Annotated in this window: 21 protein-coding genes and 1 riboswitch; of the genes, 12 read left to right on the forward strand and 9 right to left on the reverse strand. The window is 41.7% G+C overall.

The genetic code is table 11. The features are described 5' to 3' along the window. Window positions 1–51: 51 nt before the first annotated feature. Entirely contained in the window at window positions 52–336 is a 285-nt protein-coding gene (locus tag SFRI_RS02925) for a hypothetical protein (protein WP_011636057.1), read from the reverse strand. Window positions 337–703: 367 nt separating this feature from the next. Between SFRI_RS02925 and SFRI_RS02930 the strand changes: the two genes are divergently transcribed. The 3 genes from SFRI_RS02930 (at window position 704) to SFRI_RS02940 (ending at window position 3,727) form a co-directional block, all read left to right on the forward strand. Beyond that, entirely contained in the window at window positions 704–2,047 is a 1,344-nt protein-coding gene (locus tag SFRI_RS02930; protein WP_011636058.1) for a Na+/H+ antiporter NhaC family protein, read from the forward strand. A gap of 240 nt (window positions 2,048–2,287) precedes the next feature. Then, window positions 2,288–2,980, forward strand: a complete 693-nt coding sequence (locus SFRI_RS02935; protein ID WP_041412747.1) for a hypothetical protein — start codon at window positions 2,288–2,290, stop codon at window positions 2,978–2,980. Between the two features lie 39 nt (window positions 2,981–3,019). Beyond that, a complete protein-coding gene (locus tag SFRI_RS02940) occupies window positions 3,020–3,727 on the forward strand; it encodes a 23S rRNA pseudouridine(2604) synthase RluF (RefSeq protein WP_041412749.1) in 708 nt (235 codons plus the stop codon). A 3-nt stretch (window positions 3,728–3,730) separates the two neighbouring features. Here SFRI_RS02940 and SFRI_RS02945 read toward each other — a convergent pair whose 3' ends face one another. Together SFRI_RS02945 and SFRI_RS02950 are read right to left on the reverse strand one after the other, a co-directional pair. Then, window positions 3,731–5,887, reverse strand: coding sequence for a S46 family peptidase (locus SFRI_RS02945; RefSeq protein WP_011636061.1), 2,157 nt, complete (start codon window positions 5,885–5,887; stop codon window positions 3,731–3,733). 215 nt (window positions 5,888–6,102) lie between these two features. Further along, a complete protein-coding gene (locus SFRI_RS02950) occupies window positions 6,103–7,305 on the reverse strand; it encodes an aromatic amino acid transport family protein (protein WP_011636062.1) in 1,203 nt (400 codons plus the stop codon). Window positions 7,306–7,563: 258 nt separating this feature from the next. Next, window positions 7,564–7,751: riboswitch (yybP-ykoY riboswitch) on the forward strand. 18 nt (window positions 7,752–7,769) lie between these two features. Between SFRI_RS02950 and SFRI_RS02955 the strand changes: the two genes are divergently transcribed. Further along, window positions 7,770–8,324 carry a TMEM165/GDT1 family protein gene (locus SFRI_RS02955; protein WP_011636063.1) on the forward strand — a complete coding sequence of 185 codons (555 nt, stop codon included), beginning with the start codon at window positions 7,770–7,772 and terminating at the stop codon, window positions 8,322–8,324. A 204-nt stretch (window positions 8,325–8,528) separates the two neighbouring features. Next, window positions 8,529–8,909: a SpoIIAA family protein gene (locus SFRI_RS02960; RefSeq protein WP_011636064.1), complete on the forward strand. Its 381-nt coding sequence runs from the start codon at window positions 8,529–8,531 to the stop codon at window positions 8,907–8,909. Window positions 8,910–9,009: 100 nt separating this feature from the next. On the opposite strand, the gene SFRI_RS02965 is transcribed toward SFRI_RS02960, so the two are convergent. After that, entirely contained in the window at window positions 9,010–9,204 is a 195-nt protein-coding gene (locus SFRI_RS02965; RefSeq protein WP_011636065.1) for a hypothetical protein, read from the reverse strand. A 162-nt stretch (window positions 9,205–9,366) separates the two neighbouring features. Between SFRI_RS02965 and ohrR the strand changes: the two genes are divergently transcribed. The 6 genes from ohrR (at window position 9,367) to lysS (ending at window position 17,257) form a co-directional block, all read left to right on the forward strand. After that, entirely contained in the window at window positions 9,367–9,858 is a 492-nt protein-coding gene (gene ohrR / locus SFRI_RS02970; protein ID WP_011636066.1) for a transcriptional regulator OhrR, read from the forward strand. Then, a complete protein-coding gene (gene rlmC / locus SFRI_RS02975) occupies window positions 9,848–10,981 on the forward strand; it encodes a 23S rRNA (uracil(747)-C(5))-methyltransferase RlmC (protein WP_011636067.1) in 1,134 nt (377 codons plus the stop codon). The genes ohrR and rlmC overlap by 11 nt, the downstream gene beginning before the upstream one ends. A 179-nt stretch (window positions 10,982–11,160) precedes the next feature. After that, entirely contained in the window at window positions 11,161–12,312 is a 1,152-nt protein-coding gene (chrA, locus tag SFRI_RS02980; RefSeq protein WP_011636068.1) for a chromate efflux transporter, read from the forward strand. 134 nt (window positions 12,313–12,446) lie between these two features. Then, window positions 12,447–14,111 carry a methyl-accepting chemotaxis protein gene (locus tag SFRI_RS02985; RefSeq protein ID WP_011636069.1) on the forward strand — a complete coding sequence of 555 codons (1,665 nt, stop codon included), beginning with the start codon at window positions 12,447–12,449 and terminating at the stop codon, window positions 14,109–14,111. A 490-nt stretch (window positions 14,112–14,601) separates the two neighbouring features. Continuing rightward, window positions 14,602–15,700, forward strand: a protein-coding gene (gene prfB, locus SFRI_RS02990; protein WP_162022282.1) for a peptide chain release factor 2 whose coding sequence is annotated in 2 segments (ribosomal slippage) — window positions 14,602–14,676 and window positions 14,678–15,700 — 1,098 coding nt in all. Because the reading frame shifts where the segments join, the coding sequence is not laid out codon by codon here. 54 nt (window positions 15,701–15,754) lie between these two features. After that, complete coding sequence (gene lysS / locus SFRI_RS02995) at window positions 15,755–17,257, forward strand: lysine--tRNA ligase (protein ID WP_011636071.1); 1,503 nt, start codon at window positions 15,755–15,757, stop codon at window positions 17,255–17,257. Window positions 17,258–17,379: 122 nt separating this feature from the next. On the opposite strand, the gene SFRI_RS03000 is transcribed toward lysS, so the two are convergent. From SFRI_RS03000 to SFRI_RS03020, 5 genes are all read right to left on the reverse strand, one after another. Continuing rightward, window positions 17,380–17,808 (reverse strand): PaaI family thioesterase, encoded by a 429-nt coding sequence (locus SFRI_RS03000; protein WP_011636072.1) that lies wholly within the window; start codon window positions 17,806–17,808, stop codon window positions 17,380–17,382. A 42-nt stretch (window positions 17,809–17,850) separates the two neighbouring features. Then, on the reverse strand, window positions 17,851–19,560 hold the full coding sequence (locus SFRI_RS03005; protein ID WP_011636073.1) for an FAD-dependent oxidoreductase: 1,710 nt from the start codon (window positions 19,558–19,560) through the stop codon (window positions 17,851–17,853). 43 nt (window positions 19,561–19,603) lie between these two features. Then, window positions 19,604–20,044, reverse strand: a complete 441-nt coding sequence (locus SFRI_RS03010) for a transcriptional repressor (RefSeq protein ID WP_011636074.1) — start codon at window positions 20,042–20,044, stop codon at window positions 19,604–19,606. A 45-nt stretch (window positions 20,045–20,089) separates the two neighbouring features. Next, entirely contained in the window at window positions 20,090–20,371 is a 282-nt protein-coding gene (locus SFRI_RS03015; protein ID WP_011636075.1) for a DUF134 domain-containing protein, read from the reverse strand. A gap of 350 nt (window positions 20,372–20,721) precedes the next feature. Then, window positions 20,722–21,627, reverse strand: coding sequence for a WD40 repeat domain-containing protein (locus SFRI_RS03020; protein ID WP_244262854.1), 906 nt, complete (start codon window positions 21,625–21,627; stop codon window positions 20,722–20,724). A 318-nt stretch (window positions 21,628–21,945) separates the two neighbouring features. Between SFRI_RS03020 and pyrC the strand changes: the two genes are divergently transcribed. Further along, complete coding sequence (gene pyrC / locus SFRI_RS03025; protein WP_011636077.1) at window positions 21,946–22,983, forward strand: dihydroorotase; 1,038 nt, start codon at window positions 21,946–21,948, stop codon at window positions 22,981–22,983. Window positions 22,984–23,020: the final 37 nt, after the last annotated feature.

Below are 23,020 nucleotides of genomic sequence, written 5' to 3' on the forward strand. Positions count from 1 at the left end.
GCATTAAGCCCACTTGCTCGTGGGCTTTTTGTTATCTCTAGTTTAGGTTAGTTAATGATGGCCCTGGATATCATTGCGTTGTAAACCACGACTGACATTTCTACACAGTTTTCCAAAGCGACTAATATCGCCAAACGAAGGTATAACGCCTTGAGCAATGGCTGCGTCCCAATAGTTCATTTCTGCATCAACAAGGTCGAGCAACTTTTTAGGGCAGCCCACACAGTTGTTGGTTGGGCCACAGCTAAATATACCGGGTTGATCAAGCGGCAAAGAGGTTTTGACTTGATCAAGGAGCTGCTTCATCGCGCTCACTCTGTCTGGTTTACGTTCCATAGCCTCACCTCTATATAAGTTAGAGAATCCTTGTCAGCGTAACAAATTGGCATTAGGTTATGATTAACTTACATCAATTTTTTAGTGAATAAAGAGAGTTAAATAGATAAATTGATTATGGTTATGTAAATTATTTGTAGCAGTTTTCAGGTTTTAGAATAAAAAACACTCCGGAAGCAAAGAAGTCTAGACGTCTAGATTGACAGTGGTGAAGAGTTCTCTTATTCTTGGCACAACTTGTTATGATGTGACTGCAATATTTAGCACCGTTGAACGTGTTGTTAAATAATCACCGATGACCGAGATTGTGTCGTACTCGCTTTTCTCATCCAACAATCCCTATTCGTTAAGATAAAGAGAGATCATTTTGACCAAAGCTACTTCATCAGTTACCACGGCAGGAAACAGCCCGGCATCGTTTGTGGCGTTATTGCCATTATTTTTATTTTTAGGATTATTTATAGGCGCAGGCTTATATTTTCAAAGCCAGGGCGTTGATTATGCGTTCTATCAATTACCTAGTGTGATTGCGATTTTACCTGCCATTGTGTTGGCGGTGCTGTTATCGAAACAGAAAATCAACAGTGCGATAGAAACCTTTATTGAAGGTATTGGCCACAGCAATATTATTGCTATGTGTTTAATTTATTTATTGGCAGGCGCATTTGCTGCAGTGGCTAAAGCCACTGGTGGCGTTGATGCCACCGTTGCTCTTGGTTTATCGTTTATTCCATCAAATTTACTATTGCCTGGTTTCTTTGTTATTGCTGCTTTTATAGCGACTTCAATGGGCACATCTATGGGCACCATAGCAGCAGTAGCACCAGTGGCATTAGGTGTTGCAGACCAAGCACAAATTGATTATGCCTTAATGGCGGGTGCGGTGATGTCTGGTGCATTATTTGGAGACAATTTATCGATTATTTCAGATACCACGATTGCGGCAACACGTACTCAAGGTTGTGAAATGAAAGACAAGTTCCGTGAAAACTTAGTGTTTGCAATTCCAGCGTCGCTCCTCACCTTGATTGCTTTTTCGATTGTCGGTCAAGGGCAAGCGGATATTGCTGCTCAGGACATTGAAATCTTAAAAGTATTACCGTATTTAACCATTCTGGTATTAGCTGTGGTGGGTTTAAACGTTTTTGTGGTGTTGTCGCTAGGGATTGTACTTGCAGGCATGACAGGCGTACTGACTTCAGAATATAGCGTTATTCAATTTGGTAATGATATTTATACTGGTTTTACCAATATGCAGGAAATTTTTATTCTGTCGATGTTAGTCGGTGGTTTAGCGGCGTTAATGCAGCAGCAAGGTGGATTAACCTTTGTCAGTAAACAAATTGAGGGCTTGATCAGCCGTTTTTCAAAAGCTAATGGCGAAGCATCAAGTCGTGCAGCAGAGTTAGGCATGGCAGCGATTGTTGCCGCGACGAATACCTGTGTTGCTAACAATACAGTATCAATAGTGGTCACAGGTGACATTGCGAAAGAGCTTGCTGAAAAACATGGCGTATCGCCAAAACGAGCTGCCAGTATTTTAGATATCTTCGCATGTATTATTCAGGGATTAATTCCGCATGGCGCCCAAGCATTATTAATTGCCTCGGTGTTTACCATTAGTCCATTAACCGCAGTGTCTAATGCTTGGTACTGTATGATTTTGGCCGTTATTGCGGTGATTATTGTGATATTTCGTAAACGTACTTAAATTGGTTACAGGGTAAATCACACTGTCGCTTGGTTTAACGAGATTAAGTTTAAAGTGACTATTTAGTCCGCTATAGCAAATAATGCCTAGTCAGCCATGATTGGGCATTTTTATTTTTGGTTTAAATTTTGGTTTAAGTTAGGGCTTAGGTTTAGTTTTTGGGTTATGTGATTATCGGCTTTTACTTTTTTGCTTTCCGCGTTAACATTCTCATTCCATTTTTGACATAAGTATCGATCAGTGACAGATAGAGTCCGTAATTATGATTTACACCTAGTGATTGTATTTATGTCATTGGCAGCGGCTGCAATCTGCTCTTTTGGCGTAGGAAGTGCGTTGATAGTACAAGCCGATGGTATAAGCTTAGACATGTTGATGATCCGCCCTGATACGCTTGGTAATTATATGCATTCGTCGTTTGCAATCGTGTTTAATTTATCACTATTAGCGGGTGGCTCATGCTTCTTACTCGCCATGGTGGCGGTGTTTAATACCTTTCCTGATTTACTGAGCCGTTACATTGCCATTATTGGTGGTGTAGTTGGTGTTAGTATTGTGCTAATGGGTGTGTTTCCGATTAACTTTTTAGACTTACACCGTAAAGCGTCGACGCTTTATTTATTCAGTACCATTTTTTTGCATTGTATTTGCCTACTTGATTACTTTAAACCTGGCAGCACGATGACCAAGCGAATGCTTAGTTTGAGCATTATTTCAATATGCAGTGGGTTATTATTATTGACGCTGTTCGATTGGAGCCAGTTGGATTTTGCTGAGTGTTCGGCCGATTTACCTCAGTATTGTATCGTGTCCTCAGCCATGTGGACATTAACGCAAGCGAATATTCTATGGTGTATCTGTCTTGGGTTAAGCCTGCTGTCAACCATTAAAACTCAACAACATAACGTGTATCAATTTCTCGAAACCCGTTAACGTCTATTTATTCCTGCTTGAGTATTATCTATGACATCAATGAGATTAAGTCATTATTTGGCTGTATGTGGTGTGGCGTCAAGACGCCAAGCTGCACGACTTATCGACACTGGTCGAGTGAGTATTAATCATCAATTAGCTAAACACACTGACCGAGTTAACTTTTGTGAAATTGAGACAATTCTAGTAGATGATAAACCGATCCTTGCTGTGCAAGATAAACAGTATTGGCTATATCATAAGCCTGTTGGAATTGATTGCCGTTTATTAGTTGATGATCCCCACAGCTTACTGCATGTATTACCTGAGTTACCAAGGTTGTATCCTGCAGGGCGTTTGGATAAAGATTCTCGTGGTTTGCTACTACTCACTAATGACGGTCAATTAACGCAAGCGCTAATGCATCCCGATTATTATCATCCTAAGACATACGTGGTCCAAGTTGATAAGCCAATTAGTACCAGTTTTTTATCGATGATGGCAAATGGGGTTAGTTATGGTGATGTGCAAACTCGATCATGCGATATTCGGCCATTGAGCTTAACGGCTGAAGAAGACAGGTTTGAGATTGTATTAACCCAAGGATTAAATCGACAAATACGCCGTATGTGTCAAACGTTAGGTTACAAAGTGATTGATTTAATGCGAACTCAATTACTCGATATACGTATTGATGAGCTTGCAGAAAAAACAATGCGGCCATTAACGGCCGCAGAGTTATTGAGTCTTAAACGTGCAGTAAACTGAGCGTTATCTAACGATTTCCATTTCAGCTAATAAGTTGTCAGCATTATCTAAATACTGCATTACCCATAGCATGTAGCGGCTGTCTACTTGGATAGAACGGTTACTTTGTGCGTCGTATCCCCAGTCACCAATGATACTTTCGTACACACCATCAAACAGTAAACCCACTAGTTCAGCTCGGCCGTTTAAGGTTGGTGAGCCTGAGTTACCACCCGTTGTGTCTAGGGTAGATAAGAAGTTAACCGGTACAGAGTCAACCGCTTTGACGTAGTAATCGCCGTATTGCTTTTGTTTAATCAGCTCAAGTTGTTTAGCTGGCGCATCGAAAGGATCAACACCAGTGTCTTTGGCTAAAATGCCTTCTAAACGTGTAAAAGGCACCGCCACTAAACCATCCTGTGGAGAATAACCTTTAACGTTACCTACCGTTACACGCAGGCTTGAGTTTGCATCAGCATAAACAGGTTTTCCTAACTCGCGATTGTAAGCAATGATAGCGTCCATATATTGTGGACGTACTTTCATTAAGTCACCTTCTAATTGCTTTTTCTCTTTCTCGCGCGCCATGTCAGCATCAAAGGTCTGTACTGCAAATTGAATGAATGGGTCGTTAGATGCTTTAAAGTCGGCAACCGATTTGTTCATCCATGCTAAGCGAGTTTCTTTGTTATTTAGCTTGGTGTTGGCGTACATTTTATCGAGTGTTTTAGCTAATGCTTTAGCATCGAACTTGCTGCTAATACCAAATGCTTTATCTAAAGCGGCTAAATGCTGCTCTGCAGGTAATGCAGCATAACGTGTCAGTAAATCGGCTAGCAGGGCTTTATCGACACTGGCGGCATAACGGCGATCAATACGTTCCATGCTTGAAGTGAAGTTGGTCATGTCACGTTCTTGGTAGCCTGGTTCTCGTGCCATATCAGCTAAGGTTTTCTCATTAGCTAAGCGATACAAATCACGAGCGGTAGTGACCATAGTGGTGTAACCGATGTAACCTAATAAAATGTCACGTTGCTGATTTTGCTGACTCTTAGCCACTAACTTTTCTAAGCTTGATAGTGTTTCGCCATACTGCTGTTGGCGCTTTTTATCTTTGCCGATCCAGTTGGCTAAATCGCTCTCTATTTTCTCACGATCAGCGAGCATGGTTGATTTTCCATAATACTCAATCATCGAGGTAAAGTTTTTGGCATAATTGGCTAAACCGGCAATCAAGCTTTCGTATTTAATCCGCTCGTCGCTGCCTTCTGAGGCGGTTTCTTTGATGATGCTAATCATGCGCTCTTGCAGGACTTTGCCTTCTGGATAAGCCCAATTAAACTGATTGTTCACTTCATCGGCAGTGCGGTATCGGTTGGTACGGCCAGGATAACCAGCAACCATGACAAAGTCGCCATCGCTAACGCCTTTAGCTGATACTTTTAAAAAGCTTTTTGGCTCGTACGGTACATTGTCTTTGCTAAAATCGGCAGGCTTGCCGTCTTTAGATACGTAAGCACGATAAAATGAGAAGTCACCGGTATGACGAGGCCACATCCAGTTATCGATATCACCGCCGTATTTGCCCACACTAGCGGCTGGGTTATAGGCTAAACGCACATCACGAATTTCTAACTGCTTAACAAGATAATATTCTAGGCCGCCATGGAAACTATACACTTGGCAACGGTAACCATCCTCTTTTTCACATTCAGCAACTAAGGTTTTTTCTTGTAGTTCTATACCTTTATAAAACTCATTGCCCACTTTATCCATCTGGTTTGCTTTAACTTTATCGGTAACATCGGTTACTGCTTCAGTTACAAAAATACGTGAACCAGGTGTCGCCGGTAATTCTTCGGCGTAAGTTTTAGCTAAAAAGCCGTCTTTAAGGAGGTTTTTTTCTGGGGTGGAGTTGTACTGAATTGAGCCATAGGCACAGTGATGGTTGGTAACTACCAAACCTTTTGGTGACACAAATGATGCGGTACAACCACCCAGGCTGATAACGGCATTCATTGGGAATTCAGTTAATTTTGAAATTGAATCAGCGCTTATTTCTAAGCCTTTTGCTTTAAGTTCATCAGCCATTGCGGGAAGTTGATGTGGTTGCCACATGCCTTCATCTGCCGCAGCGCCAAAGCTGGCTGCCATTGCGACAGTTAATAACCATTTTTTCATTATAATAATTCCATTTGGGGTGTTCACGGGTAATCAATATTGCCGTCAGTCGTGTCGATTTCTTGTTTAATCATCTAGGTCAATGTTGGCGGACTATAAAAACGTCGGACCATAAAAACAAAAAAGTCAGGCTAAGCCTGACTTTAACAAAAGTTTTACTATCTTAACAGCGTTTGAAAAACTCGCTTACAAATCCATTTTATCAGTCGTCCGATTTAGGCTAATGCTACCATCAACTGCGCCACAACAATTAATGTGCCGAGCAATCCTGCGGCGATCAGCCCTAATGTGCCGCCAGAAACTTGATAACCGCCTAATTGCTGTGAGCGTTGCTTTAATGCCATCGCAATGGGTAAATAGATAATCATCACCACCAATGGAATGGCAGCAAAACCTAGCACTTTGAAAAATCCGTCTGGGTAGTAAAGCGCACATAACAGTGGTGGTATAAATGTTATTAACCATGTTTTAGCACGACCAACAGCGTCATCTTTAGCTCGGGTCAGTTCGGCGACATAATCAAATAGGCTCATGGTGACACCCAAAAATGAGGTCACCAATGCAAGGTTGGCAAATAGATCAATTGCTTGGCTGATAATGTGTGACTGGGCTAAACCTTGTAAAGCAGCAACCAGTTTAGGCAGTGAACCACCAAAGCTGTGAACTGTTTCGCCACCTAAAGAACCTAGCGTTACGAGCAACCACAGGATGTAACAAACCAGTGGAATGGTCGAGCCTATTAATAACACTTTTCTAAGTGATGCAGCATCACCCTCTAAGTAGCGCACAATGGTGGCAATACACACGTGGAAACCAAATGAAGTGAATACTACCGGGATAGCTGCTAACCATAATTGTTGTAAAGCGGTGCCCGATGCCACATCGGTTGAGTAATTGTTTAATGCACTGATTAAATTAACGTCTGGTAATAGAAATGCCACCACAATGACAAGCAGCACCACCATAGAAGTAAATAAAATACGTGATACTTTATCAATCCATTTAACACCAATGGCAATCAAGCCACCAAAAATAACCGTAAAAAGTATGACGGCGACTTGGTTGCTCATGTTAATGCCGATGGGTTGTAAACGGGTTTCTAATAGCGATGACCCTCCCATTAGATACACCATGGTTAAGGCGAATAATAAGCTAAGGAATGAGCCTCCTTGAATGAGTTGGCCGACTTTGCCCAGTGTTTTACCAGTAATGGCATGGACGTTATCGCCGACACCACTGTGAAGATTAATTTCTAACATCAGTAACGAGGTGTAAGCCGATAAACCCCAAATAACCACTAATAAGATTAATGCGGGGATCATCCCCAAAGCTGCTGTTGCTAATGGTAGCGCTAGCATGCCTCCGCCAATTGCCGTTCCCGCGACAATCGAAATAGAACCTAAAGTTTTAAAATTCACAGAAAACGTCCTGTTTAATTATTATTTTATTTGTGTCGGACATTAGCAGAAGGGTGACAGAGCAGGCAAGGATCTTTGACTGTTAAAGGCTAACAGCTATGTTTATAAACAATTACACAACAATCGACCAAACTTTTTTACACGTGATTTTTGCAATAGTGTAGCATTACGGCGTTACTGTTAAGGCTTAGGTGTTTTTATGCCAAATTTACAATGTAAAATGAGTGCGTTGAATAAAATTATTTAATCGTTATAATGCGACTTGTTTTAGGGGAGTAGCTAATCTTGTTTTGCTGTTATGGCACACAAGATGTCTGTATCAACATAATTGGCCTCATGCCATGGTGCAGACAGTAACACACTGTATATCAGTGATTTACCAAGCGAGACCTAAGCACAGTAACTGCATCAAGGGGTATGCGGTGGCTTGTGCTTAGTTGTCATTTACCCCTAGGAATATCACATTGGAAGCTTTATTCGCCTCAACTCTCACAGTTGCCATCGCTGAAATAGGCGACAAAACTCAATTATTAGCTTTACTGCTCGCGGTGAGATTTAGCAATAAAACCGCTATTATCTCAGGCATTTTGCTTGCCACATTATTAAATCATTTTCTTGCCGCATGGTTAGGTCAATGGGCAATTGCGTGGATTGATCCACAATGGACGACCTATTTGGTGGCCGGGTCATTTTTTGCTATTGCACTATGGGTCCTTATACCCGATAAAATGGATGATGATGATAATCGCTTCTATAAACTCGGTGCTTTTTCTGCAACGTTTATTTTGTTTTTTATTGCTGAAATAGGGGATAAAACTCAAATTGCGACGGTGGTCTTAGCGGCAAAATACCAAGCACTGACATGGGTTGTCATCGGCACGACATTGGGAATGTTAATTGCTAATGTCCCCGTTGTGCTGGCTGGGCATTTTAGTGCTAACAAATTGCCCATGAAACTGATTCATCGCGGTTGTGCTGTGTTGTTTGCGCTACTTGGGGTCGCTACATTGCTGTGGTAAAAGGAGGTTCCATACCGATAACCAAGTTTTTGATGCAGATACTGCCTGTGGGTTGCCCTAGGTTGTTGCCATTGCTTTTTTGTGCAGTCCGGCACACACTTCATTTTATGATTGGTTAAAATGTAAGCATGCATAGCTTTATGGATAGGCGCGTGCATGTAAATGTGTAATCGCATAGTAAACGGATAGTAAAGGAGTCACGATATGGATATGAAGAAACATGGTTTATCGATAGGCATAAACCGAATTGAAAGTGTGTTTTTTGTGACATTAAAAGCCATTGGTACATTAACCCACGAAGACTATCTCGTCATTACCCCTATGCTAGAGGGGGCATTAAGCCAAGTTGATCAGCCTAAAGTGAGTTTATTTCTTGATGCTACCGAGCTTGACGGCTGGGACTTACGCGCCGCTTGGGATGATTTAAAGCTGGGATTAAAGCACAAATCTGAGTTTGAAAGAGTGGCCATTTTGGGCAATAAAGATTGGCAAGAATGGGCGGCCAAAATTGGTAGTTGGTTTATTGCGGGTGAGATAAAATATTTCGAAGATGAAGATGACGCCTTGAAATGGCTTCGATATTAATATGATGTTCAAGCTCAGTTGCTCTCGAACGATGCAAAGGTCTTTAGCGTTGTGATGGCGTCATTAGCCCTAGGAACAGATTTTCTAGGGCTTTAACCATTTATGCCGTGGTATTAACATTATGACCACTGTTGCCAACGGGCTGCGGTGCAGGTGGCTGAGCCGCTTCAATGAGTTGTAATGCCATTTGACCTTCAACTTTTTGCTGTTCTTTAGCCATTACGGCCACTTTTAAGCTGCTGCCAGAATCAATTGTTGTTGGCATTGAAGACGGTGAATTAATACTAATTGACATGGTTAACCTTAATATAAAGTCGGATGGTAATAATATATCGGCTGAAAATCAAAATGCTTGACTCATTTTTGTTAAAAAGCATTCGTTGGAATTTTTTGATTATAGGTTGCGCACAACCAATGTTATAATTAGCTCATATTATTGGTTAGTGGAGTGAAGCCTATGTCTAGTAAAGTGCTTACTGAGTCTCAATTACCTTCAGCGCAAAATCCGCTAGCACTTGAAAACCAAGTGTGTTTTTCATTGTATAGTGCGACTAATGCGATGATCCGTGCATATCGACCATTATTGGATGAGTTATCGCTAACTTATCCGCAGTATCTAGTGATGATGGTACTTTGGAAAGAGCCGGGGATCAGTGTTAAAACCTTAGGTGAGAAATTACATCTTGATTCTGGAACATTAACACCCTTGCTAAAGCGTCTAGAAAGCAAAGGCTTAGTGAGCCGTGGCCGTAGTGAATTAGATGAACGCGTGCGAGTGTTACATGTTACTGAGCAAGGCCAACAATTACATCAGCAAGCGTTGAGTATTCCTGAACAGATGCGTTGTAAAGTGGGTGGCACTATTGAAGACTTACAACAATTAAAGCAACTGTGTGATCAAGCATTTACCATGTTAAATTCCGGAGAGGCGAGCAGCTGTGAAATGTGATTATTTTGAGCGTGGCGATTGTTTGTCATGCCGCAATATTCAACTACCTATGGTTGAGCAAGTGAGTGTAAAGCAACAACAGTTAATCGATTTGTTTCGTGGCATTTCAGTTAAGCAATGGCTAGCGCCGATATTAAGCGCAGAATCAGGTTTTCGTAATAAAGCCAAAATGGTCGTTTTAGGTGCCGCTCACAAACCTATTTTAGGTTTGGTTAATCCTAAAGGGGAGCCGGTCAGTCTATGCGACTGTTCGTTATACCCTAAAGATATGCAATTATTGTTACACCGTTTAGAACGATTTGTGCAGCAAGCTGGTATACCGCCTTATCGGGTCGATAAAAGCAAAGGCGAGCTAAAATTTATTTTACTGACTCGCAGCCAAAGTAGTGGCCAGTTTATGCTGCGTTTTGTATTACGCAGTGATCAAGCCATCGTGAGAATTGAACGAGAATTACCTCAATTATTACAAGAGTTTCCCGAAATTACCTTAGTCTCGGCCAATATTCAGCCAATCCACATGGCGATTCTTGAAGGCGAAAGGGAAATATTTTTAACGGAAACGACACGATTAGAAGAACAACTTAATAATGTACCGTTGTTTATACGGCCAAAAAGCTTTTTTCAAACGAATCCTGAAGTCGCCGCCCAGTTGTATCAAATAGCGAGGGAGTGGGTTACTGAATTCAAACCGAACTATATTTGGGATCTATTTTGTGGCGTCGGTGGATTTGGGCTGCATTGTGCTGACAGCAATATCCGTTTAACTGGGATTGAGATCGAATCTGAAGCAATAGAATGTGCCATCTTGTCAGCAACTAAACTAGGGTTTACCCAAGTGGATTTTAGCGCACTTGATTCAACTCATTTTGCCAAAGGACAATCTGCTCAAGATAAACCAGATCTTATTATTGTAAATCCACCTCGGCGCGGATTAGGAAAATCATTATGCGACTCACTGAGTGAGTTTGCACCTAAAGCAATCGTGTATTCTAGTTGTAATCCACACACCTTAATGAGCGATTTAGAGTACATTACGGGTTATCAAATCACCAAAGTTCAAATGTTTGATATGTTTCCTCATACTGATCATTTTGAAGTATTGGTTATGCTAGAACAGCTGTAATAGTCTTTGCTATCAATTAAGGTATTTTAAAAATCGTAATTAAGTACTCGTTTGGTGTCGCTAAGTTATGGGCTATATCGAGCAAAGGTAGCAGTTAGATAGTGGTGTATATTGTCATCATAAAAATGTCATCTTAATGTCATAACATTGTTTATTCACATAAAAAAGGTACTAGGACGATGTGGCAAATTTTCAGTCGCTTTTTAGCGTTAGGGTTAATCAGTTTCGGTGGCCCTGCGGCTCACATCGGCTATTTTAGAAAAGCATTTGTTGACGACTTACAATGGCTAGATGGTAAACAATATTCAAGTTTTGTTGCTCTGAGTCAGTTTATTCCAGGGCCAGGCTCAAGCCAGATAGGGTTTGCAATTGGTTATCATCGAGGTGGTTTACTGGGCGGATTAGCCGCCTTTTTAGGTTTTACTTTACCGTCTTTTTTACTGATGTTTTTATTTGCTGTGACCAGTGCACAATGGCTGGAGATAACGGCCGTAGAGGGTGCTATTCATGGCCTAAAATTACTAGCAGTAGTGGTTGTAGCTGATGCCACCTTGTCAATGTTTAATCAATTCTGTCAACGAAAAACCGCTAAAATAGTAATGGCTGCCACCGCAGTTGCTATCATATTAATGCCTTCATTATTAATGCAAATTGGCGTACTAGTTGTGGCTGCTATTATTGGCGTCATGTTAATGACTCGAGGTGACAGTATTACGCCAGATACACCTGCAATCGAGCTTAATTATGCTTGGTTAGCATTATTTATTATTGGTATAGCTGCTTCTATATATTTGATCAATCAACCTGATAGTCTTGGACAGATTTTTGCGCAATTCTTCCAAGTGGGCAGTTTAGTGTTTGGCGGTGGACATGTGGTATTGCCTTTGCTTGAAACCAGCGTCGGTGAATACATTACCCCAGATCGATTTTTAACTGGCTATGCACTTGCGCAAGCCATTCCTGGCCCTATGTTTACTTTAGCGACCTTTTTAGGGGCAGATTTATGGTTAGAGTCTCCTATTCTGGGCGCGTTGGTCGCAACGTTAGCTATTTTCCTTCCTGGTTTTTTATTGATGCTGGTGGGCTTAAAAAGTTGGCATTCTATAAGCCAACACCCAGCCATTGCTGGCGCTCTCGCTGGGGTAAATGCTGCCGTTGTTGGTTTATTGCTTTCAGCACTTTATCAGCCGGTGTTTACTAGTGCGGTAATCATGCCACTGGACATGGCGTTAGTGATTATTGGTTTTAGTCTATTAAAGGTCTTTAAGCCTGGTCTTGTATGGTTGGTAATAGGATTTGCTGCAATGGGCAGTGGATTGTCGATGTTGTAAAAAGCTGTTGTATTGTATATTTTTGCGACATGTTTCACTTTATTGGGCTGTAATTGTTCGTTAGTTAGTGTAAACATCTATAATAAATAGACTATTATATTAAATAGACCATTACCCTAAAAAGGCTTGCCACTATGCTGAGATCTTCCCTACGCAATAAACTACTGGGGTTATCGTTAATTCCACTATCGTTGATCCTCATTGTACTACTGAGTATTTTTTATGTTAATGAAGAATCGTCTTTAACCAAGGATATTGATAACTTTCGCAGTGAATTAATTTCAGAGCGTAAAAACCAACTAAAAGAAGCTGTTCAGATTGCACAAGGAGTCGTTGAGTATCAACTTGCTTTGGGGAGCAATGGTAATGTCAATGGAGCCTTACGAGATTTACGCTTTGGCAGTGCAGGCTATTTCTTTATGTATGATGATGCCGGCGTCAATATTTTTCATCCGACTATGCCTGAACTTGAAGGCCAAAACAAAATTGATATGGCCGACCCTAATGGAACCAAAATTATTGTTGGGCTATTAGATGCGGCTAAATCGGGTACTGGTAATTTTTCTTATTATTATAAAAAACCGGGTAGCGAGCAGCTTGTTGAAAAACTCGGCTTCGCAGTAATGATCCCCAATACCAATTGGATGTTAGGCTCGGGCGCTTATATTGATGATATTGAAGAGTCTATTGTTGGTTATGAAACTTATAAAACAGAAGAGATGCATCAAAAAGCATTCATGTTCCTATTAATTGCTTTAGGTCTTACTGGTATTACTGCTTTTGGCGTGGTGCTGATGGCCCATAAAATGGTGGTGCCAATTCAAAATATGGCTACATCGCTTAATGACATCGCTAAAGGTGAAGGTGATTTAACCAAACGTTTAGATATCACTAGCATCGATGAAATTGGGCAGTTAGGCAGCGCATTTAATCTGTTCATCGACAAATTACAGCATATTATGGGTGATGTTGCTGGTGCGACCGACAGGGTTAAGCAAGCAGCTCAGAGTATTAATGGTCAAACAGTGTCAATGACAGAACAACTCTATAATCACAATAATGAAATTGACCAAATTGTCACCGCAATCACAGAAATGTCGGCGACAGCACATGACGTGGCCCATAATACTAATATGGTAGCGGAAGCCACACATGCTGCCTCTGATAATGTTACGAAAGCGCAAGATTGTGTCGATACCTCATTAACGGAAGTGTCTAATTTAATGAGTCAAATTGACAATGCTGCGGCCAATGTGAAGTCATTAAGTGAACAATCTAAGAAAATTAACTCGGTGCTAAGTGTGATTGGTGGGATTGCTGATCAAACCAATTTACTGGCATTAAATGCGGCAATTGAAGCCGCGCGAGCCGGCGAGCAAGGTCGAGGTTTTGCGGTTGTTGCTGATGAAGTGAGAAACTTGGCCAGTCGAACCCAAGCCAGCACGGTTGAAATTAATGAAATGCTGTCTGAACTGCATAAGCTAGTGACCCAAACGGTACAAACTATGGAAGAAAGCCAAGTGAGTTGTTTGAGTTCGGTGGAGTCTTCTAGAGCGATTTCTGAAAGTTTAGGCGCAGTAACATCGTCAGTGACCAGCATTAATGACATGAGTACTCAAATAGCCACCGCTGCAACGGAACAAAGTTCTGTGACCGAAGAAATTAATCGTAATATCAATTCAGTGCAAGAGATTGTTAATACGTTATTGGTGGCCAGTCAAGATGCGTCCGGTATGAGTAAAACCGTTGCGGATGATGGTCAGACGTTAGCGGAGTTAGTGGGTCAATTTAAAATATAATGTTGACTTGGTAGGCAATTAAAAATGAACCCGAAGTGGTTCATTTTTTTTAGTCGCTTTTTTAATCTAACCCAGAGTCAGATCTTGAATTTAAATATTCTTAACTTGGAGTGGGGTGTTAATATAACCATAAATATCAAGGCTTTAGTTATCAACCGCTATCAAGCCTGTCATATGTTTTGCTAACAAAGCGAATGGGCGTGTCAATAGCAGGCCTATTGTAAGTCTTCTTGTGTAAAGAATAACGCAGTGAGCAAGGCAAAGGGCTGTTTGAGAGGCATTTGCTATCCCGAGTTCTGGTTAAATAGTAATAAGCTGTTCATTTCATTTATCCATTCGCGGTTAAGCGTTTTTCTCGATGTTGATTTGATGAAATATATTCGTCATTTGTTTATTAATAATCGCCCTTCTGGTCTAGGTTTAGTGCCTATCATGGGGTAAAATGCGCCGTTGCACCTTTTGTTAACCGCTAAATTTAAGTTGAATATTCATGTTTGAAGTTAATCCAGTAAAATTCAAAATTAAAGAGCTAGCCGAACGTACTGAGTTACTTCGGGGGTATCTTTGACTACGCTGCTAAAAGTGAGCGTTTAGAAGAAGTCAGTCGCGAGCTTGAAAGCCCTGAAGTGTGGAATGAGCCTGAACGTGCTCAAGCATTAGGTAAAGAGCGTGCTGCGTTAGTGGTTGTGGTTAAAACCATTGATGATATGGACACGGGTCTAGAAGACATCCAAGGGTTACTTGAGCTTGCCATTGAAGAAGATGACGAAGAAACCTTTAATGATGCTGCCGCAGAACTTGAGGAGTTAGACACCCGTCTGGCAGATCTCGAATTCCGTCGCATGTTTTCTGGCAAGAGTGATGCTTCAAACTGTTATCTTGATATTCAATCTGGTTCAGGCGGCACCGAAGCACAAGACTGGGCCAACATGGTTCTGCGCATGTATTTACGTTGGGGTGACGCGCATGGTTATAGCCCAGAGTTAATGGAAGTGACCGACGGCGATGTGGCTGGTATTAAAGGTGCTACGATTAAGTTCACTGGTGAGTATGCTTTTGGTTGGATGCGAACTGAAACCGGTGTGCACCGTTTAGTACGTAAATCGCCATTTGATTCATCAGGTAAACGTCATACTTCTTTCTGTTCTGTTTTCGTTTACCCTGAAATTGATGACGATATTGAAATCGATATCAATCCATCAGATTTACGTATCGACACTTACCGTGCTTCGGGTGCGGGTGGTCAGCACGTAAACAAAACCGATTCTGCGATACGTATTACACATTTACCAACAAACACTGTGGTGCAATGTCAAAACGATCGCTCGCAACATAAAAACCGTGACTCTGCTTTTAAGCAATTAAAGGCGAAGTTGTACGAGTTAGAAATGCATAAACAAAATGCCGATAAACAAGCTGCTGAAGATGCAAAATCAGATATCGGCTGGGGCAGTCAAATTCGTTCATACGTATTAGATGACGCCCGTATCAAAGATTTACGTACAGGGGTTGAGAACCGCAACACTCAAACTGTGCTGGATGGTGATTTAGATAAGTTTATTGAAGCCAGCCTAAAATCAGGACTTTAATTAAATTAACTTTTTCCGCCATGTAAGTGTGGCGAGTAAACGCGAGAATATAATATGACTGAACACGTACAAGATGAAAACAAACTGATTGCTGAACGTCGCGCTAAATTAGAACACATTCGCACCAACTGTCCTGCGAATGCTCATCCAAATACATGGCAGCGTAGTCATAAAGCGGCTGAGTTACAGGCACAATATGGCGAGCAAACTAAAGAAGCGCTAGAAGAGTTAGCTTTTCAAACCAGTATTGCTGGCCGTGTTATGGCAAAGCGTGGTCCATTTTTAGTGATTCAAGACGTGTCTGGTCGTATTCAAGCTTATGCTGGTAAGCCAGTACAAGGCGATTTAAAAGAGCGTTATCAAGGTTTAGACATCGGTGACATCATTGGTGTTAAAGGTCAGCTGCATTTATCTGGCAAGGGCGACTTATACGTTAATATGGAAGAATATCAGTTACTGACCAAAGCATTGCGTCCGTTACCTGAAAAATTCCATGGTTTAACAGACCAAGAAACTCGCTACCGTCAGCGTTACGTTGATTTGATCGTTAACGAAGATTCGCGCAATGCCTTTATTATGCGCTCTAAAGTGGTTGCCGCAATCCGTAACTTTATGGTCAAAAAAGAGTTCATGGAAGTTGAAACCCCAATGATGCACGTTATTCCTGGTGGTGCTTCTGCGCGTCCATTTGTAACGCATCACAATGCATTAGACATGGCTATGTACTTACGTATCGCGCCAGAGCTGTACCTTAAGCGTCTAGTGGTTGGTGGTTTTGAACGTGTATTCGAAATTAACCGTAACTTCCGTAACGAAGGTTTGTCACCACGTCATAACCCAGAATTCACCATGATGGAATTCTATATGGCGTATGCTGATTACAAAGACCTAATGGACTTAACCGAAGAAATGCTGGGGTCAATTGCTCAAGAATTATTAGGCAGTACTAGCATGCCGTATGGTGAAGAAACTGTTGAGTTTGGTGGCGCTTATGCTCGTTTAAGCATGTTAGAAGCGATTCAGAAATACAATCCTGACAATGCGACTATTCAAGCTATGACCTACGAGCAAGTTAAAGACGTAGAGTTTATGCGCGACTTAGCATCGAGCCTAGGCATCAAGTTAGAGAAATTCTGGACTTGTGGTCAATTACTTGAAGAAATCTTCGGTGAAACTGCTGAAACTAAGTTAATGCAACCTACGTTCATTACTGGCTACCCAGCTGATATTTCACCTTTGGCGCGTCGTAATGATAACAATGACTTCATTACCGATCGTTTTGAGTTCTTTATCGGTGGCCGCGAAGTGGCTAACGGCTTTAGTGAGCTTAACGATGCTGAAGATCAAGACAACCGCTTTAAAGCGCAAGTTGATGCGAAAGATGCTGGCGATGACGAGGCGATGTTCTATGACGCTGACTACATTACAGCACTAGAGCACGGTTTACCACCAACAGCAGGTCAAGGTATTGGTATCGACCGTTTAGTGATGCTATTCACTAACACGCATACTATTCGCGACGTGATTTTATTCCCAGCGATGCGCCCACAAGCGTAATGGCATAGGTCGGCAGTAGCTGACACTCAGGAATAATCAAAACCAGCTTTCGGGCTGGTTTTTTTTGACTAAAATTAACAGGAAGTTTGTCTAGTACTTGTTAATTTACTGTTTGCAAAACGCTAGCCAATGACACCACTTTTAGGTTGGATAAACTTTGCCGATGCTGTCACGAAAGCTTTATTGTCAACATAGAGCGCTGCTTCTAATTGGTACATCCCTAAGCGTTGTATCACCAATCGACCGACAATTTTGATGGCATCACCAACCTTTATGGGGGCAACAAAGCGGATGGTCATTTCGGCGGTTAAGGCCTTAATACCTTGCATCAGCAAACAATGAGTCATAGCCGCATCGACTAAGGCACTGGCAACGCCGCCATGCAAGAAGCTGTTGTAGCCTTGAAGCTGCGGACTCACTTTATGATAACCGACAACTTGATTATCACCGTCAGCAAAAAATTTACACTGTAACGACAATGGATTTTGTTTAGCGTCGCCACAGACAACACATTGACTGTGGCTTTGTTTGCTATCTTGATAACGGTTCACACAAGACCTTATTTATTGATGAGTATAAATCCCAGCAATGCTTTAAAAGCGCGCATTAACCATTTGGTAGGTTTTATAACCACCAGTGAGGTTACGCACTTTAAAACCATGCTGTATTAACATGCGATAAGCGACATGTCCGCGTAAACCCACCTGGCAAAATACCAGTAACTCTTTGTCTTTAGGGAGTTCGTTTAGCCGGTCTCTAAGCTCTGGCAATGGAATATTCATTGCGCCTGCAATTGAACCCACGGCCGTGAGTTCCCCAGGGTTTCGAATATCGACAATGATTTGTTTTGCGGTCAAAGCGTGTAAATCTTGACTGTGACAAATGGCTTCATCACCTAATAATACATTGGCTGCGACCATACCTGCTTGATTGACCACATCGCGTGCAGAACCAAACGGAGGCGCGTATGTGAGTTCAAGATCGGCTAAGTCATGCACCGTCATACCAGCGCGTTGCGCCACGGCTAATACGTCCATACGCTTATCAACGCCGTCAATCCCTGCTGCCTGCGCGCCTAAAATACGGCCTGAATCAGGGCAGAACAACAGCTTTAAGCTAATAGGGTGAGCCCCAGGATAATAGCTGGCGTGGCTTGCTGTGTGGACATAGATTTTTTCAAATGGGATATTTTGCTTGAGTAAGCTTTTCTCATTTAATCCTGTTGAAGCAATAGCCATATCAAATAACTTACAAATAGCTGTGCCTTGAGTGGCACGATATTTTTTATCACCACCAAGCATGTTATCGGCGGCTAATCGTCCTTGGCGGTTGGCAGGGCCAGCAAGGGGGATGAGTGTCGGATTACCGGTGACAAAATCTGCAGTTTCGATGGCATCGCCCACAGCATAAATATCTGCATCGGAGGTACGCATGCCTTCGTCAACCCGAATACCACCGAGTGGGCCTAATACTAAACCGCACTCAGACGCCAAGCTGGTCTCAGGTTTAACACCAATGGCGAGGATGACTAAATCGGTTGCTAAGGTGTTGTTATCACTCAATGCTAGTTGCAGATGGTAGTGAGGTAATATTGGCTTATCATAATCACCGGTATTATCGGCTTCAGCCAGTTGTATCGGGTATTCATCAACAGCGGTTAAGCCGGTTTTTAAGCGTAAATCAACGCCATTATCGACGAGCTTTTGATGCAGCATGTTGGCCATTTCCAGATCAACAGGTCCCATCACTTGGTCTGCTAGTTCGAGTAAGGTGACGTCTAATCCAAGGTGGCGCAACGCTTCTACCATTTCTAAACCAATAAACCCACCGCCTACTACAGTGGCATGTTTAGGTTTATGCAGTAGAAGATTCGACAGGATTTTATCCATATCAGGAATATTACGTAGGCTATGGACGAAATGGTTATTGATGCCGCTAATGGGTGGTTTGATTGGTGATGCACCGGGGCTGAGTAATAGCTTTTCATATGACTCTTGATACATTTCATAGGTCATAAGGTTACGTACGGTTAATTGCTTGGCTTGCCTGTCAATCGAGACGACTTCATTATGTACCCGTACATCGACATTAAAACGTGACTTAAAGCTTTCGGGTGTTTGCAGTAATAGTGCGTCTCGGGATTCAATTTCACCACTAATATGGTAAGGCAAACCACAGTTGGCAAATGAAACAAATTCGCCCCTTTCAAGGATGATTATTTCAGCGGTTTCAGATACACGTCTTGCTCTTGCTGCTGCCGATGCACCGCCAGCAACACCACCAATAATGACTATTTTGGTCATGCTATTCTCCAATAAAATTAACGATTAACCTAGCGACTATCAATCAGACTTTTTGTTTGTCTGATTTGCTATTAAGTGCTTTTTGGCAAGCAAAGCAGTGACCGTACATATTGAGGCTGTGGTGGTGAATACTCATGCCGTGATGTTCTGCCGCTAATCCTAAGCGAAGCTCAATCAAGGGGTCGATAAAATCTATTAACTTGCCACAGGTTAAACAAATTAAATGATCATGCCGTGGTTTATTACTGAGCTCATAAACAGTATTTTTAGATTCAAATAATCGACCTACAACGAGGCCTGCTTGTTCAAAATTCGCCATAATTCGGTGTACAGTATGAAGACCAATGGTCTCTCCCTGAGCATTTAACCCCAGATAAATATTTTCTATTGTTAAATGCTGCTCATCAACTTGAGTTAAAAACTCAAGTAGCTTACAGCCTTGAGCTGTTATTTTGAGGCCAGAGTCTTTCAATACTGCTTGCATTAGATTGACCTAAACACGTCGACACGTGTTAACTGTGTTTAATCTTCAGCTGATATTATTTGTCATCAACGCTTTGCCATTAATAAGACTATCAACCACCTTATGCCTAGCTCCTTTAACCAAATTAGCCAACGTTTGACGAGAGATATTCATTGATTTAGCCGCTTCTTGTTGCTGCATACCCAGCAAATCAACTAAGCGTAAAGCCTCAATTTCATCCTCTGCAAGTGGTACCTGCTCTAACTGGGTTATTGGGATACCATTGGGCTTAAAACAGATGTTGGCAGCTTGGCCGCATATGGTTCGGGGGATTTTAGGTCTTGCCATGTAACACCTCATTTTTAGCATATGCCATATATACTGAATGTAGTTCGCACATGCAAGCTCTATTCTTTATTGAGTTTCAGATACAAACAGATCTTTGATCTAGCCCATAAAACTGACAACTCTACGATACTGATTTTATCACTGTGCTAAATCAAGCTGGCTTTGGGATTGTTAGTGACTGTTTAGTGATGCTATTGATTCATATGGATACTATCCGAGAGATTATTTTATAATCCGTGATACGCCAAACATTGCAAGCATCTATGAGGCGCCAATTACCAGTCAACCACATTAACAATACAAATCAAATAACGCGGTAATGATTTTTATTATATCTGGTGGAGATAAACTTATAAGCTCCACGTCTCAAGTGCGCCATCTGAGCTTAAGGTTAATAGCTTACCATTAGGTTTCATTATCATTGAAAATACCGTGGTGCCAGCGTTATAGGCGGTGATATCCCAATGAGAAAGCTCTTTTCCAGATGAGGCATCCCAATAGATAACACTTTGTTTTGACGTTGCGGTAATTAAGTTTTTGCCGTGATTGACGAATAACGCCTGCCGAAAATAGCGATAGCGTTCAAGGTAATCTAGATGACTTACTGGCTGCGTTGTTTGGGTATCGATAATGACATTGTTATCGAGTGCATCGGCAATAAATAAGCGCCGATTAGCGTCATCAAAACTCACGCTGGTGATTTGTTGAGGACGTGAGAAACTGCTGATCAACTCACCGCTATAAGCAGCCCAAATATGTACATCACCATCAAGTCCAGTCGATAATACCTGCTGCTCAAAGCCCGATAGCTCAACATGATTAACGGCGGCGCTGTGTTGTTTAAACAATGACATTGTCATGCTACTTCGTTGTATCACTGTAATTGAACCATCATTCATTCCCACCAAAATAGTGCTGCCTGTTTGGCTCAGAAAAAGGCTCGAAATACTGGCATCGGGATTAAATCCCTGGGCGGGCCAACGTATGTCTAATTTGCCTGTCTCAAGGTTAAAAACGGATATTTTTTGTTTGCCAGCAGTCGCAAGGAATTGTTTATTACCTGATAACGCCAGCAGATAATTGGTTTCATCAAAGTCATCGTCAGACCATTGATGTATTAGTTGGCTTGTTGCTACATCCCAAATTGATAATGTACGGCTTCTGCCTAATGTGACAGCCATACTGGCATCGTTAGACAGTACGCCATCAATTAGCGTTTCTTGAACAAGTGGTTGAATATTATCGGGGGTTTTCATCACCTCCGCTTGATTGCAGCCAGAGACAGCCATCATTATCGTGATTACGGTAATAAAGTGCACATTGATTAGTAATCTAGAACCGGCATTAGCTAACAATTTAATTCCCCTATAAAAAAGATGCTTTCAACATAATAACATAGAGCGTTACCGCTAGTTTTAATGGTTTATAGCTACATGAATAGCGCGATTTTTTATTAAAAACGGCATGATTTTTTGATATAGCAAAGTCTGCGTTCAAATTATGCATCTATTAAGAAAAAGCGAATTCAGGCACAATAACGGTTAACAATCTGTTATTTAAGCCAAGGAACCCACATGACGCAAATTACCTTAACCACTCCCGATGATTGGCATCTTCATTTTCGAGATGGGGATATGCTAGGTGAAACGGTTCCTGCAACGGCTCGATTGTTTCAACGCGCGATTGTCATGCCTAATTTAGTTCCACCAGTAACGACAGCGGCAATGGCTTTAGCTTATCGAGATCGTATTTTGGCTGCTCGCCCACAAGGTAGCAATTTTGAACCATTAATGACCTTGTTTTTAACAAACAACACCAGCGCCCAAGATATTATCGATGCTAAAGCGGCAGGGGTTGTGGCAGGAAAGTTATACCCAGCAGGTGCGACCACAAATTCAGATGCAGCAGTTAAAGCTTTGGATGAGTTGTTTCCTATATTTGAGGTTATGGCACAACAAGGCATGTTGCTATTAGTGCATGGCGAAGTGACAGAATCGCATATTGATATTTTTGATCGCGAAAAAATGTTTATCGATCGCTATTTATCGCGCATTGTCGAAGCCATTCCTAGCCTTAAAGTGGTGTTTGAACATATCACCACTAAAGAAGCGGCTGAGTTTGTGGCAGAGGCTTCAGCTAATGTTGCTGCAACTATTACCCCACAGCATTTATTGTTAAATCGTAATGATTTACTCGTCGGTGGTGTTCGTCCACATAACTTTTGCTTACCCGTATTAAAACGCAATATTCACCAGCATGCATTACAAGCTGCTGTGGCGACAGGCTCAAGTAAATTCTTTTTAGGTACTGATTCTGCCCCGCATGAAAAACACCGCAAAGAGTCAGCCTGTGGCTGCGCAGGTTGTTACAGTGCCTGGAGTGCATTAGAACTCTATGCGCAAGTTTTTGATAACTTAGGGGCATTAGATAAGTTAGAAGGCTTTGCCAGCTTACATGGCGCAGACTTTTATGGCTTACCACGCAACAGCGGCACTGTGACGCTAGTGAAACAAGAATGGACGGTACCAGAAGAGATTATTCTGCCAAACGGCAATCCTATCGTGCCATTTTTTGCAGGACAAAAAGTGAATTGGAAAGTGAAAACGGCTTAATTCAATCACTAAGCTAACTATATGTTTAACTATGTAA

Source organism: Shewanella frigidimarina NCIMB 400, from assembly GCF_000014705.1.
Classification (GTDB): Bacteria; Pseudomonadota; Gammaproteobacteria; order Enterobacterales; family Shewanellaceae; genus Shewanella; species Shewanella frigidimarina.